Here is a 14,279-nt window from a genome sequence, read left to right on the forward strand (position 1 = left end):
GGTGATGTATAGATTCTGTGTTTCTTTTGTATTGGTTATGGTCCTGACCGCTGCCGCTCCTGCCCATGCTCTGCTTGGGTCTGGAGTTCCCGATATTGAGAAATTCAAGGGGAAAAATCAAGTCCGGCAGACTCTGGTTTATATTGATCTGGGCATGATGCGAAACGGTGATAAAAAATGGGCGGGCAGGATTGATGCCAAACTCGCGAGTTCGCTCATGCCCGGAGAGCGGGTAACTGTTCTCAGTCTGGACACTGCAAACGGGGTTTCCGAGGAAATCTGGTCCGCGTGCTGGCCGGATTATTCCCGTGAGGAAAAGGATAAAATCAGTAAAGAACAGGGCGGTATAAGCGGTTTTTTTTCCAAGAATCCGCTTTCGAGTCTGGAAGATGAGCAGCGTTTTTTTCGCAGTCTGCTTGGGAATGCGCTGGGTACTGTCTATGAGCGTGGTCAGTCACGCCCTGCAACTGATGGAAAAAGGATACTGTCCGCTCTTGCCTCGGATGAGGATCGTTTTAACAAGTCTGGGATGGTCACAAGGGTAATAATCTATTCGGATATGGGGTCATTGCCGCTCGAAAATAATCTGTCCCTTGATCTGGGCTATTCCATATTTTACATTTACGGTGTCGATGCCAAGCATGCGGAAAGCAGGGAGGAGTGGGAAAAGGCCCTCATGAAAGCACATGGGTTGCTTGCTTCATTCAGTTATGATCTGGGGATTACAAGCGGTGCTCCTGTTAAGGCTCTGCGCTATAATATTGATTACAGTACCACAAAAAACAAGTACCTTGGAGATCTGGTCCTGCTGGTTACCGGGGATGGAAAGCTTCAGGACAGTTATGCCGCAATAAGAAGCAGCCAAGATCCCCTGGCCTCAGTTCTCCGGGGATCGTGCAAACTCAGTTCGGGGGTCATAAAGATCAATGCTGTTACCAGAATGGGACTCGCCACCGAGGACGAGCATGAGCAGATAGAGCTTTCCGGGCGGGAAGTCCTTAACGGGATTATCGGACATCCGGAATACAAACTGGAAGGCAAAAATACTCCTGCCAAGTTCAAGCTTACCGCCTATCCGGCCAGGTGACGTGTGGCCGATTGATTTTAGGAATCCGGAGGGGCGTGCTGTTGTGCATTGCCCCCCTTTGATTTATACGTGTGGGAACCAGTACATTCGGAGCCGGAAGGCTCCTTTTTTAATTGCCCGTTTTCGCGGCACTGAAAATATGAGGGATTATGACACTTCCTGCAGTAAAAAAAGTTGTTTATAAGGATCTGCCCATCAGATACTACGTTGTCGGCACTGTGGCCTATATCTGTCCTGACGATCTTGTTCCCATCATGGAACTGGATTCAAAGAGTATAGAGACTAACGGAGAAAAGGCCTGGGACAAGGTTGAAGCGGGACGGAGAATTTTTCCCTTTTTTGATTTTTTTGATTGGTTTTCCGAGCAGTTCGATGACTATGAGTATTCAGACGATGTTGTAATGCTGGACCCCATGCCCTGGTAGGTCTGTTTTGTTTTGCCCGTAGTCCGGAGATCAGGAATGTTAAAACAGATTTTGGTCATGTTTGCCGTTTTGCTGCTTTTACCGGCAGCTTCCATGGCAGACACCTATCACGTTCGTGCTTCGTCATTTCGTCCTTCCGGGGATGAATCCGTGTTCGATGGACGGTTTCTGGTTGACGGAAATTGTTCCACCGGATGGATTGAAAACGGTTACGGCAATGGTACTGGCGAGTGGCTGCATTTCTTTTTCCCGGCGACCGTGATTGTGGATTCCGTTACCCTGCGTAACGGACTGGGAACCGGGGCTGATTTTTCTAAAATCAACCGGCTTAAGGATATCAGTGTTTCTTATTCCGGGGGGCAGCGGCAGGAGTTCCGCCTTCAGGATACGCAAAAGTCGCAGCGGCCGCAGGTGAAGGGATATCCTACCACAAGTCTGGGGCTTACAATTCACTCTGTTTACGCCAATGGGACCTCGGATGATGCAGGGTTCTCAGAGATGGACATCCGTTATCACCGCCCAAGTCGTGATGAACTTGAGGCTTTTGAGCGGGCACAGGCAAAGCTGGTAGCTGCGGCAGCCCCTCCCCCGCGTAAGATTACAGAAAAGGAAAAGAAGGTTCTCAAGCAGAAAATGGGCAAGCTTGAGCACAAGAAAGCCGTGCTTGAAGAACTGAAGGTCTTTTTCGATCAGTTTTACACAAATTTCGTAACCATAAACGAAGAATATCCGCGTATGTTCACGGAAAAAAATTTTCTGCGCGAAAGTGCCATGTTCGAGAGTTTTCGGTCCATGCTGGAACTGCGCGGTGTTCTGCAGAAGTACCACGAAGCAGTGGTTTCAACTTCCGGTCTGCGATTTTCCATAAGAACCCTGACTCCCACGGAAGTGGAGTTGTGGGTCAAGGGTGATTACACCGTTATTTACGACCTGCGAAGCCACCCGATGCATGAGAACTCATTGTTTCATTTGAAAAAAGAGTACGGAGAGTGGAAGGTCGAGAACAAGACTGAATACTGATTAAATTTTAGAATATGCCTGCCCGGAACTGATCCGGACAGGCATGCGTTTTTTACTATTTGCGTACAGCTTCGAGACTAAGAGGGTGGACCTGGACCATGCTTTCCGGTGACAGCGCCTTTTCAAGCTCCTCCTTGGACATGTATCCTTTTTCTATCACGATTTCGTATACCGATCTGCCGGACTTGAGAGCCTCGTTGGCAACCTCGGTTGATTTTTCGTAGCCTATATACGGATTGAGTGCGGTAACAAGGCCGATGCTGTTTTCAACATATCTGCGGCAGATATCTTCGTTGGCGGTTATGCCGGTTACGCAGCGGTCAGCCAGTGTGCGGAATCCCCGGCGCATTATGGTCAGGGAATTCAGCAGGCTTGCCGCAATGGCAGGTTCCATTACGTTGAGTTCCAGCTGTCCTGCTTCTGCTGCCATGGTCACAGTCATGTCTCCCCCGATAACGGTGAAGGCAATCTGGTTGACCACTTCCGGGATAATAGGATTGACCTTGCCCGGCATTATGGAAGATCCGGGAGCCATGGGCGGAAGATTTATCTCGTTCAGTCCGCAGCGCGGGCCGGAGGAAAGCAGGCGCAGGTCGTTGCATATCTTGGACACTTTGACTGCGACACGTTTGAGAACTCCGGAGAGCTGAACGTACGCCCCCGTGTCCTGAGTGGCTTCAACCAGATCCGGGGCCAGTTCAAGCTTGAATCCGGTAAGATCTCGCAGTTTTTCGGTGACAATCTGCGCATATTTCGGAGGAGCGTTGAGGCCGGTACCTATTGCGGTTCCGCCCATGTTTATTTCGCAGATAAGTTTTTTTGCTTCACGGACCCGGTCCAGGTCTTCCCCTATCATTGTTGCATATGAGCCGAATTCCTGGCCCAGAGTCATGGGAACTGCATCCTGCAGCTGGGTGCGGCCCATTTTCAGGACATGGGAAAATTCTCTGCTTTTTGCAGCGAATGCGCTCCGCAGATAATCCATGGATTCGATGAGCTGATTCATTTTGGCAATCAGTGTCAGCCGCAGGCAGGTCGGGTAGACATCGTTTGTAGACTGGGCCATGTTTACATGGATATTCGGGTGCAGGTGATCATATTCACCGTATTTGAATCCCATGTGTCCAAGCCCTATGTTGGCGATTACCTCGTTGGCGTTCATGTTCGTGGAGGTGCCTGCACCGCCTTGTATTATATCAACAATGAACTGATCATGGTATTTGTCATCCAGCAGTTCGTTGCAGGCGAAAACGATGGCTTCGGTTTTTTCATCATCAAGCTTGCCGAGTTCGTTATTGGTGATTGCCGCGGCTTTTTTGATGTTGGCCAGTGAGTATATTATCTGCGGATAATGGGAAACCGGAATGCCGGTGATGTGAAAGTTCTCAGAGGCCCTTAAGGTCTGGGCTCCGTACAGGGCTTCTGCAGGGACCTCTTTGGGCCCGATGCAGTCGTGTTCCTTGCGAAAGTTCATTTTATTCTCCGAAAATTACTTGTGATAAGATTACGGCGCAAGCCGTCGAGGACCCGTTTTGTCCCGTTAGGGAACTACAGTCAAGTTCTACATTGTTTTCATATAGTATCAGTCTTCCTTATTGCAACAAAGACACATGCGGACAATATGTTTTTTGTCAGGCTATACCAGTGTGAAGGTTTCAGCATAGGATCGCCGTGCCGATTCAGAAAAGGATTGTTGCAAATTGGATTGCGGCATCGGGTAGCTGGTTGCTGCTGTTTTTCAGGAGCTCAATTTTTCTTTTCAGGCCCGTATGAAAAATTGTTCTTCCCGCCGGCCTTGGCCTTGTACATGGCATCGTCTGCAAGGCGGACCAGAACCTCTTTTTCCTCGCTGTCATCAGGATAAATGCTTATACCTATGCTTACCCCAAGCCGGTAAACCTTTTCGGCAAGATAGAAGGGGGACCGCATTGTATCAATAATGCGCTGCGCTACGACATCAATTTCATTTTTGGAGCCGATATCCTGCAGGATGAAGATAAATTCGTCTCCGCCTATTCTGGAAACCGTGTCGCTTGTCCGCAGGCAGTCGCTGAATCTTCCGGCCACCTCTCTTAATACCGTATCTCCGGCAATATGCCCAAGCTCGTCGTTGACCGGTTTGAAGTTGTCCAGATCAGCGTAGAGGACCGCGATCATCATTCCGCTACGTTCCGCGTGCGAAATGGCCTGTTTTATTCTATCATCAAACAGAACTCTATTCGGGAGGCCGGTCAGACTGTCATACATTGCCAGTCTGCGCATGGTCTCTTCGTGCCCCTTGCGTTCGGATATATCCACCATAAATCCGTCATAGCGGATTACGTTTCCGGCATCGTCTTCTACTGCATTGATTGTTTCAGCTGCCCAGAAAGAAGAACCGTCCCTGCAGCGGTGTTCGGCTTCGAAGTTGGCAGTCCTGCCGAATTCCTTCAAGATGGTCGATAAACGTTTTCGGGTGTCCGTTGAGACATAGCACTGACTGGATATATCGTATATTTCCCGGATCATATCTTCGGGAGAAGAATATCCGTAGTACCGGGCCATCTGAGGATTGACGCTTATAAACTTTCCTTCGGGCGTAGACTGGTAGATGCCCAGCGGAGCATTATCCACTATCTGACGGTATTTTTCCTGCGCAGTGTGCAGGGCCTGGGCTTCTTCCCTGCGCTCGGAAATATCCACAATGAATCCGACGATGCTGTCTTCATCGGACAGTCTGTTGCCCCGTTCATACACCCAGCGGTGTTTGCCGTCGTTACGCAGGATTCTGTATTCAACGGAAAAAGGCTTCTTCTCGGCGACGGCTGCTTCAATAGCGGTCCGTACTTTATGGCGGTCTTCGGGGTGGATCAATTCATTGAACCGTGATCTGCCTCCGTAGATGAAGTCATACTGGTCATATCCGGTCAACCTGTTGATTTTAGGGCTGATGTAATCAAGGGTGAATGGCGGAGTTAGCTCCGATTTGTAGATAATCCCCGGCACATTCATGGCTATGGCTTCGAACAGGTCGTCCTTGCGTTTAAGTTCCTTGTTCTGGGAAATGAGAATCTGTTTTGAGCGGTAGTAGTAGAAGAAGAAAATAACACCGAATATCGTAAATCCCATGAATGCAACCATGGCGATGCGTGCAGTACGTATTGATGTCATTGTTTCGGTTGCTTCGGATTCCGGGGCTGAAACTGCTACAACGAGTTTCAATTCACCCATTTCAACGGTATTCCAGGCAATCAGTTTTCGGACCTTGCTGCCTCCGCGTCTGGTGTAGAACTCATATTCTCCGGTACCGGAGCGGTCATTGAGCATCCGCGAGTCAAGTTTGATCAGATTCGGAAAATTTTTGTGCAGCGAAAAAATATTCTGGCCCAGAATTTCCTTTTCCTGATCAAAAAGAACCATTCCGGCCCCGTCTACGATAAAACCGGAACCGAATTTACCTATTCGCAATGGGTTCATGTACTTGTCTGCCAGTTGGCCGAAATCTATGATTACGGTCAGCACGCCGAGAAATTCTTTTTCTGACCATATGGGAACCAGCATTCCCCCCAGACGGAGATCTCCTGTGATTACCGGCTTAGGGGTCAGGAAGCCTTCAGGCATGCCTGAAAGGGCAGAAAAATATTTTCCTGTCCACTTGGCAGCCTGCCGTCCGGCCTGAATCGATACAGGGGTGGAGGGGTCAGAATTTATGATTGCTGCGGAAGGAGATGAGTATAGGCCTATGTACGCGATAGATTCTATGCCCTTCTGCTGGATTTTAAACAATTTGTGAATGGATTCTTCCGATATCTGACCCTGCAGGAAGCATTTCAGGGCATATCGGGCCATTGCTTTTGATGTTGCTGCTATATTATGCAGCCTCTCGCTTAAGGCGACTGCAGCCAGACTGGTCTGCAGTGCCTGCTGCTGGTTGTAGGTCTTTTCCTGATCACGGATTACCATGTTATCAAGTGTAAGTCCTACCCCCCCTCCTATTCCCAGGATGAGCAGCAATGCCAGCAGCAGTTTCAGGGGAATCCACCTGTTCAGAAAAAACTGTTCGCTCTTTGTCTGCAGCAATTACAAGCTCCGGGTTGATTTCATATTGAGGCATTTTCCGGCATCGATATGCGAGATGAGTAATTTTATATATTATAATCTAATTTCGCGTATGACCTATCCTTTTCAGTATATGTACATTACTGCGAAGTCCGTCTGCAACATATATCGCGATGCCCAACCAGATAAAGGCGAAAGTTACAAATCTGGTTTCTCCGAAAGGTTCATCATACATGAAAACTCCCAGCAGTAGCGCCAGTGTGGGAGCGATGTACTGCATCATACCCAGAGTCACCAGTCGAAGACGTCTTGCTCCGTGAGCGAAAAAGATCAGCGGCAGCGAAGTGGCCGCGCCAGAGCAAAGAAGCAGCAGGTTTTCTGGCAGCCCTACTTCGGGATAGCTTATTTTTCCGTTGAATGCCAGCCAGATCAGATATCCGGCGGAAAGGGGAAAGAGTACAGCTGTTTCGATGAAAAGGCCCGGCAGGGATTCCACCTTCATCACCTTGCGAACCAGTCCGTACAGTCCGAAGGATACGGCAAGGGCAAGCGCTATGGAGGGAATTTTACCGTAATCAAGTATAGCCCAGCCAACCCCGCAGGTAGCCAGCACAATTGCAGCCGCTTGAAGCCTGTTAAGCCGCTCTTTCATGAAGATAAAGCCAAGCAGTGTATTCATAAGCGGGGTCATGTAGTAGCCCATGCTGGTGTCAATCACGTGTCCGTGGTTGACCGCCCAGATGTATACGAACCAGTTGCAGCCTATGAGACAACTGCTCGCGCACAAAAGGAGTTTTCCCTTTGTGTCGGAAAGGGCCGTACGGACTTCCCTCCAGCGGTTTTTGAAGCAAATGAGTCCGGCTACGAAAAACATGGACCAGACGATTCTGTTACACAGCAATTCAAGGGCCGGTACGGCTTCAAGAGCTTTCCAGTATACGGGCAGCAGTCCCCACAGTATGAAAGCCGCTGCTGCGAAATAAAGGCCTTCATGGGTATTCTTATCCATTATTCCCGAATTCCTTGGTAAAAAGTATAAAGAAGCGGGAACGGTATGCTGAACACCGGCACCCTGCAACAGACATATGTCGTAAAAATCCGTCGCAGGCAATCAGGTGCTTATGTCGATGCAGAGGATGGGGGATTTGGGAGTATCGTAGAGTTTGGTGGAAACCGTAACGCAGTTGTTGCCGGATGCCAGAGATATGTAGGAAGCCGTGCTGTTCCAGTTCTTTCCGGCCTTGATGGTCAGGTAATACTCCTTGAGCGAGTGATCCGCGCCCGAAGGGGCCGGCTGATATATCAGCCTTCTGTTTTCCATCAGTTTATACGGGTTGCATATTGTCTCTGAAATCTGGATACCATGCGTGTCCAGAATGTATGCGCACTCTATATTCGAGTTGTCGGTAATGAAAGACGAAAGTATGGAATCCGCAGTATTGGGCATACCGTCCATCAATGCCTCACGCAACTTGGCGGTGAGCCTTTTATAGCTGTTTTCCCTGATTTTCTGATGGTTCAGTTTTTCAAGCATATGGGTCTTGAATTTGGAAGCCAGCAGCTTGATTGATTTATTGTCATAGTCCAGCGCTGTATTTGCCGGGCCGGGTTTTCCGAAGAAATAACCCTGAAATACATCTATGCCCATGCTCATGAGCGTCAGAGCTTCATCAACGGTTTCAATTCCTTCGGCCAGGGGGAGTGATCCGGTACGTTCCGCCAGGTCTATCAATGAACGGGTCACTGCCTGGTTGTGAAATTTTTTGTGGATGTCGGTAATGAGTGACCGGTCTATCTTGATAATGTCCGGGAGCAGCCTGGGTATACGGTCAAGGTTGGAATGTCCCGTACCTACATCGTCCAGGGCTATCAGAAAACCGTTGGTGCGGGATTTCTCCACAAAAGATGATAACGCCTTGTCGCTGCCGGCCTTGGATTCGATTATCTCGATGACGATGTTGTTAGCCGGAATACCGCAGGAGCTGACCATTTTGGCTGTTATGCCATGGTTTATTGTCTCGTGGTTGATAACAGCCGCATCAATGTTTACGGATAGCAGCAGTGACCGGTTTTCTCTGGAGATCGGCGCAAAGGTTTCGAATGCTTTTTTACGGCAGGACCGGTCAAGCAGAGTCAGATCCTGGAGATCTTCACACATTGAGAACAGGGCAACCGGCGGAATGAGTTTGCCGTCGCGAGGGTCAATGGCCCTGCTGAGAGCTTCAAATCCGATCAGGGATTTTCTGTTCATGGATACAAGCGGCTGAAGATAGGTAACCAGGCATTCGCGCTCAAGCAGCTCATGGATGGATAAATTCGGTATTGTCGTCATTTCTCAGTCGCTTCTTCGGTGATTGATACTTCTAAAAGGGACGGCCGGAAGGGTGGGAAGTCCCTTCCGGCCGGGAAGGTCCGGTGGAGGTGGTCACCGGTCCGGGGGCCGGGCTCTTCTGCCGATGAAAAGCCCGGTCTAGCTGTACACTAATTGGGGTTATAGTGATTCTTCTCCTGTTCTGATGCGGATGGTGCGTCCCAGGTCCTGTACGAAGATGACACCGTCACCTTCCTTGCCTGTCTGGGCACCTGTCTTGATTGCTTCAAGAGCTTCGTCCAGTTTTTCGGGAGAAATCCCGAGTTCGATGCGGACTTTCTTGAGCAGGTTAACTTCCATTACAACTCCGCGGTAGGTTTCAGTGAATCCTGCCTGTCTGCCGGAACCGAGAATGTTGGTTACAGACATGGAGTATATTCCTTTGGTGTAGAGAGCCTGTTTTACCTGAGTAAGGCACTCGGGGCGAATATATGCGATGATAAGTTTCATTGTCTTGTTCCTTTATTTCTGGTGGTTCGGTTATTCGTTGGAGAAGATCTGGAAACCGTTGTAAGATTCGGAACCATGTTCAGAGATATCAAGGCCTTTCATTTCTTCTTCAGCGGTTACGCGTATACCCATGATGGCTTTGGCGATGTTGAAGGCGATCAGGCCGGCACCGAATGCCCATACAAAGCAGGCTACTACACCGATGATCTGAGTGGTCAGTATTCCGAAGCCGCCGCCGTAGAAGAGGCCGCCAACGCCGTCGTTGAGTTCGGGAGAGGTGAACAGACCGCAGGCTATGGTTCCCCATGCGCCGCATACACCGTGAACGGATACTGCGCCGACCGGGTCGTCGATTTTCAGGACCTTATCAATGAAGTCGATGGAAAGAACTACCAGCACGCCGGCGATGATACCGATGATGATGGATGCTGCCGGGGAAACGGTTGCACAGGGAGCGGTAATACCTACCAGGCCGGCAAGCGCGCCGTTACAGGTCATGGAGATATCCGGCTTTCCGTATCTGAACCAGGATGTGAACATTGCGCCCAGGGTACCTGCGCAGGCGGAGAGGCTGGTGGTCATGGCGATCAGGCCGATGGAACCGTCTGCAGTGGTGGTAGAACCGGGGTTGAATCCGAACCAACCGAACCAGAGAATGAATACACCAAGAGCTGCCAGCGGAATATTGTGGCCGGGAATAGCCTTGGCTTTACCGTCTGCGGCGTATTTGCCGATACGGGGTCCGAGTACGATGGCACCTGCGAGGGCTACCCATCCACCTACGGAGTGAACAACGGTGGAACCTGCGAAGTCCATGAAACCGAGGCCTTCAAGCCAGCCGGCACCGGAATCGCCGAGCCACAGAGAACCCCAGGCCCAGTGGCCGGATATGGGATAGATGAGGCCGGTTACGAGTACGGTAACGAGCAGATAGCTGCTGAATTTGGTGCGTTCAGCGATACCGCCGGAAACGATTGTTGCTGCGGTTGCTGCGAACACGGACTGGAAGAACCAGAAAGTGATGGTCCACTGTGAGTCAGGATCGGTGAGACCGGTTCCGGCAAGAGAGAAGCCGGAGGTGCCGATGAATCCGCCTGCATCGAGTCCGAACATGAGGCCGAAACCGAACAGGAAAAAGATGATCGATCCTGCAGCAAAGTCGACAAAGTTTTTCATCAGGATGTTACCGGCGCTTTTAGCTCTGGTGAATCCTGTTTCGACACAGGCAAATCCAGCCTGCATGAACATGACCAGGATCGCTGCTATAAGTGTCCAGAGAATGTTGCCGTGAGCCTGAGTCAGGTACTCTTCGCCGGCGAAAGCCGCGGAAGGTGCTGCCAGGAGCATGAGAAGTGCAAGGGCCGGGATTTTGCGGCCAGCCATTGAAAGTTTAGTAGTCATACAGTCCTCCTTAGGGGTGTTGATTGCTTCAAGGATGTTTCAAACAAAGCATGGAATGTGCCAAAAAAATAATATATTGAAATATAAGGATTTTTTTTAAAATCTATTCAAATATCTAGTACAAAAATGTATTTTTGTACTTTTTTGTCGTATTCTGGTGAAGGTGAAATTACAAAAAGGTAAATATGACAAAAAGAAGTGTTCCGTGTGGTATTGCAAAATTACAAATCCTTTCCATTATATTAATGATGGGGAAAAAATAAATAAAGTTGTTGACACCTTTTGCACATGTCGGGTAGAAAATCCCCATGCAAACTTTCAACACCTTGGGCACCGGCCTCTCATATTTTTTCTACTTTTTTTATTTTTGGTGCTCCCACGCTTGTGGTCAGGTGGAGGTTTGCTCGTACAAAAAGTAGAACACGAACAAAGCAAACGACCTCTACGAAAGGGCCGCAGGCGAAAACTCGCCGGCGGCCCTTTTCTTTTAACGGGTCGCCAAAGGGAAGCGGATCTTGGAGAAACAGAGGCGAACTTCAGGAGAACAAAAATGCAGATTGGGAAAAGCATCAGACTGGAAAGGATTTTCAACCGTGAAACCGAACGTACAATCATCGTCCCCATGGACCACGGCATAAGCGTAGGCCCCATTGAAGGGCTGCAGGATATGCGGGAGGCAGTCGGGGACATGGTTAAAGGCGGGGCCAACGCAGTGCTTATGCACAAAGGCCTTGTCCGCTGCGGTCACCGCATGGAAGGCCGTGACGTAGGCCTCATTGTCCACCTTTCCGCTTCCACCTCCCTCTCCCCGTTTCCCAATGCCAAAACTCTCGTAGGTACAGTTGAAGACGGTATCCGCCTCGGAGCCGATGCTGTCTCAGTGCACGTAAACCTCGGTGACGAAACCGAATCCAGAATGCTTAAGGATCTCGGAGATGTTGCTTCATGCGCGCAGGGATGGGGAATACCTGTCCTGGCAATGGTTTATGCCCGCGGACCGAAAGTTAAGAGTGAATTCGATCCTGAAACAGTGGCTCACTGTGCCCGCGTAGGTGAAGAGCTCGGAGCGGATATAGTGAAAGTGCCTTACACCGGGGATATTGATTCCTTTGGAAGAGTCGTCGACGGTTGCTGTATCCCCGTTGTTATCGCCGGCGGACCCAAGCTTGATTCCACCCGCGACTTCCTGCAGATGGTCTCCGACTCCCTCAAAGCAGGCGGTTCCGGGCTTTCCGTCGGTCGCAATGTCTTCCAGCACAAGAATCGCGTGAAGCTCGTGGAAGCATTGCACAAAATTGTACATGAAGATGAAGGCGTTGACGAAGCCCTTGCATACATCGGTGAATAAGCACTCAGGAAATCATAATGAAGAAAATTATTTTTAAAGCTATCCCGTTTGATAAAAATCTCGTTACCCTCGCTCTTGAATCAGGAGTTGATGCAGTGCTGAGTGACGAGGAATATAAAAAAGATATTGAAGCACTGGGCAGGGTAACTGTTGTCACCCCGGATGAGATGCCTTGTGTGGCGGTTAACGAGAAGGCGGATGAAGAGTCCGCAGTGGAACTTTACAAAAAAGGTAAGAGTGTCTGCCTGCAGGCCGGTTGGGAGATTATCCCGGTTGAAAACATACTTGCACAGGTGGATTCCCTCGCCCTTGAAGCGGAATCTCTGGACCGGGCCAGACTGGCTGCCGGAGTACTGGAAAGGGGTGCGGATATAATCGTGGTTACTCCCGAAGGCGCAGCGGACCTTAAGCAGATTGTTGCGGAACTGAAACTCTCACAGGGTAAAATGGAACTCCAGAAAGCAAAGGTAACCTCCATCGAACCGGCAGGGCTCGGACACCGTGTCTGCGTGGACACCACCTCCATGCTTAAAAAGGGTCAGGGAATGCTGACCGGAAATTCTTCGGCATTCTCCTTTCTGGTCCACGCCGAAACCGAATCCAACCCTTATGTCGCGGCGCGTCCTTTCAGAGTAAATGCCGGAGCCGTTCATGCCTATGCCCAGATGCCCGGTGACAGGACCACCTATCTGGAAGAACTTTCTTCCGGTACCGAGGTGCTGATTGTGGATGCTCAAGGGAACACTTCCGTTGCAGTGGTCGGACGCAGCAAGGTAGAGGTTCGGCCCATGCTGTTGATAACTGCCGAAGTCGCAACTCCGAATGGACCGATCGCAGGCAAGGTCTTCCTGCAGAATGCGGAAACCATCCGCGTTGTCAGCAGTCAGGGAGAACCCGTGAGCGTGGTTACGCTTGAACCCGGAGATGAAATTCTTTGCCGTATTGATGATGCGGGTCGCCATTTCGGTATGCGCATCAAGGAAGAAATTGTAGAGGAATAGGTAAATGTCAGAGTCCAGCAATAAAAATCTAGTTGATCTCAGGGACGAAATAGATTCCCTGGATAGCGATATTCTTGAACTTCTGAACAGAAGAGCCGCCGCTTCACTTGCCGTAGGGGCAATCAAGGCCGGTTCCTCGGATCAGATATTCAAACCCTTCCGCGAGCAGGAAGTCCTGCGCGGGCTAACCGGGCGCAACCCCGGACCGCTTCCGGCAGAACATCTGGAAGCCATATATCGCGAAATAATTTCATCTTCACGCAGACTGCAGAGGCCTGAGCGGGTGGTTTATCTCGGGCCCGAAGGCACATTTTCGTATTTTGCAGGACTACAGCACATGGGACGTCAGGCCGACCTGATCCCCAAGAATAATTTCGAGGATATTTTTGTGGCGGTCTCCAAAGGAGAGGCCGATCTCGGCATTATCCCTCTTGAAAACTCCCTCAAGGGCACAGTGGGACAGAATGTCGATCTCTTCATGCGCTATCCTGTCTACATCCAGGCTGAGCTGTTTCACCGCATCAGTCACGGACTCATCAGCAAGGGCGTAGGACTGGACGGAATCAAGACAGTCTATTCCCATTCCAAGGCTCTGGAGCAGTGCACCGGGTGGCTGCGGGCCAATCTGCCGGGGGCGGAACTTGTGGCCGTGGAATCAACCGCACAGGCTGCAAAAATGGTTTCCGAAAGCGATGGCCCCATTGCCGCGCTCGGCCATGTTAAGCTCGCCAACATCTTCGGTCTGCACGTCGTTGCCGAAGCGGTGGAGGACCTGCCCGACAACTGGACGAGGTTTCTCATCATCGGCCCCAAGCCGGGCGAAGAGGGCAAAAGAGACAAGACAACCATACTGTTCACCACACCGGACAGGCCCGGAGCCCTTGTTTCCGTGCTTAACGAACTGTCTGGAAAAGATATCAACATGACCAAACTTGAATCACGTCCGTTTCTCGGAGAAAAGTGGAAGTACATGTTTTTCGTGGACCTGCAGGGAGACCTGGGAGCCGCTGAGCACGAATCCCTTATCGAGAGTCTCAAGGCACGCTGTCTGACGTTCAGGATTCTGGGCAGCTATCCTGCCGGATCGCAGAATGGAAGCAAGTTTTAATATTTTGAATTTGATGCGCTTTGCGCTTTT

At 50.2% G+C, this 14,279-nt stretch carries 12 protein-coding genes; 6 read left to right on the plus strand and 6 right to left on the minus strand.

Annotated elements, in window-relative coordinates; genetic code table 11:
* The first annotated feature begins 4 nt into the window (after positions 1-4).
* The 3 genes from ACKU4E_RS17885 (at position 5) to ACKU4E_RS17895 (ending at position 2,532) form a co-directional block, all read left to right on the plus strand.
* Entirely contained in the window at positions 5-1,087 is a 1,083-nt protein-coding gene (locus ACKU4E_RS17885; RefSeq protein WP_320172423.1) for a hypothetical protein, read from the plus strand.
* A 149-nt stretch (positions 1,088-1,236) separates the two neighbouring features.
* Complete coding sequence (locus ACKU4E_RS17890) at positions 1,237-1,512, plus strand: hypothetical protein (protein ID WP_320172424.1); 276 nt, start codon at positions 1,237-1,239, stop codon at positions 1,510-1,512.
* 36 nt (positions 1,513-1,548) lie between these two features.
* Positions 1,549-2,532: an NADase-type glycan-binding domain-containing protein gene (locus ACKU4E_RS17895; RefSeq protein ID WP_320172425.1), complete on the plus strand. Its 984-nt coding sequence runs from the start codon at positions 1,549-1,551 to the stop codon at positions 2,530-2,532.
* 55 nt (positions 2,533-2,587) lie between these two features.
* On the opposite strand, the gene aspA is transcribed toward ACKU4E_RS17895, so the two are convergent.
* The 6 genes from aspA to ACKU4E_RS17925 all read right to left on the minus strand — a co-directional run bounded on the left by aspA (position 2,588) and on the right by ACKU4E_RS17925 (position 10,774).
* Entirely contained in the window at positions 2,588-4,006 is a 1,419-nt protein-coding gene (gene aspA / locus ACKU4E_RS17900) for an aspartate ammonia-lyase (protein WP_320172426.1), read from the minus strand.
* A gap of 272 nt (positions 4,007-4,278) precedes the next feature.
* The gene (locus ACKU4E_RS17905; RefSeq protein ID WP_320172427.1) at positions 4,279-6,591 is read right to left on the minus strand and encodes a diguanylate cyclase domain-containing protein; all 2,313 of its coding nucleotides are present in this window, start codon (positions 6,589-6,591) and stop codon (positions 4,279-4,281) included.
* A gap of 79 nt (positions 6,592-6,670) precedes the next feature.
* Positions 6,671-7,579, minus strand: a complete 909-nt coding sequence (gene rarD, locus ACKU4E_RS17910) for an EamA family transporter RarD (RefSeq protein ID WP_320172428.1) — start codon at positions 7,577-7,579, stop codon at positions 6,671-6,673.
* A 102-nt stretch (positions 7,580-7,681) separates the two neighbouring features.
* Complete coding sequence (locus ACKU4E_RS17915) at positions 7,682-8,902, minus strand: EAL domain-containing protein (RefSeq protein ID WP_320172429.1); 1,221 nt, start codon at positions 8,900-8,902, stop codon at positions 7,682-7,684.
* A gap of 159 nt (positions 8,903-9,061) precedes the next feature.
* Positions 9,062-9,391, minus strand: a complete 330-nt coding sequence (locus tag ACKU4E_RS17920; RefSeq protein ID WP_320172430.1) for a P-II family nitrogen regulator — start codon at positions 9,389-9,391, stop codon at positions 9,062-9,064.
* A 30-nt stretch (positions 9,392-9,421) separates the two neighbouring features.
* Positions 9,422-10,774 carry an ammonium transporter gene (locus tag ACKU4E_RS17925; protein ID WP_407944140.1) on the minus strand — a complete coding sequence of 451 codons (1,353 nt, stop codon included), beginning with the start codon at positions 10,772-10,774 and terminating at the stop codon, positions 9,422-9,424.
* A gap of 568 nt (positions 10,775-11,342) precedes the next feature.
* Here ACKU4E_RS17925 and ACKU4E_RS17930 point away from each other — a divergent pair.
* The 3 genes from ACKU4E_RS17930 to pheA are packed head-to-tail and all read left to right on the plus strand — an operon-like array spanning position 11,343 to position 14,249.
* On the plus strand, positions 11,343-12,140 hold the full coding sequence (locus ACKU4E_RS17930; protein ID WP_320172431.1) for a 2-amino-3,7-dideoxy-D-threo-hept-6-ulosonate synthase: 798 nt from the start codon (positions 11,343-11,345) through the stop codon (positions 12,138-12,140).
* Between the two features lie 17 nt (positions 12,141-12,157).
* A complete protein-coding gene (locus tag ACKU4E_RS17935; protein ID WP_320172432.1) occupies positions 12,158-13,141 on the plus strand; it encodes a 3-dehydroquinate synthase II family protein in 984 nt (327 codons plus the stop codon).
* A 4-nt stretch (positions 13,142-13,145) separates the two neighbouring features.
* On the plus strand, positions 13,146-14,249 hold the full coding sequence (pheA, locus tag ACKU4E_RS17940) for a prephenate dehydratase (protein WP_320172433.1): 1,104 nt from the start codon (positions 13,146-13,148) through the stop codon (positions 14,247-14,249).
* The last annotated feature ends 30 nt before the right edge of the window (positions 14,250-14,279 follow it).

Origin of the sequence: Maridesulfovibrio sp. (assembly GCF_963677005.1) — a bacterium.
GTDB lineage: Bacteria > Desulfobacterota > Desulfovibrionia > Desulfovibrionales > Desulfovibrionaceae > Maridesulfovibrio.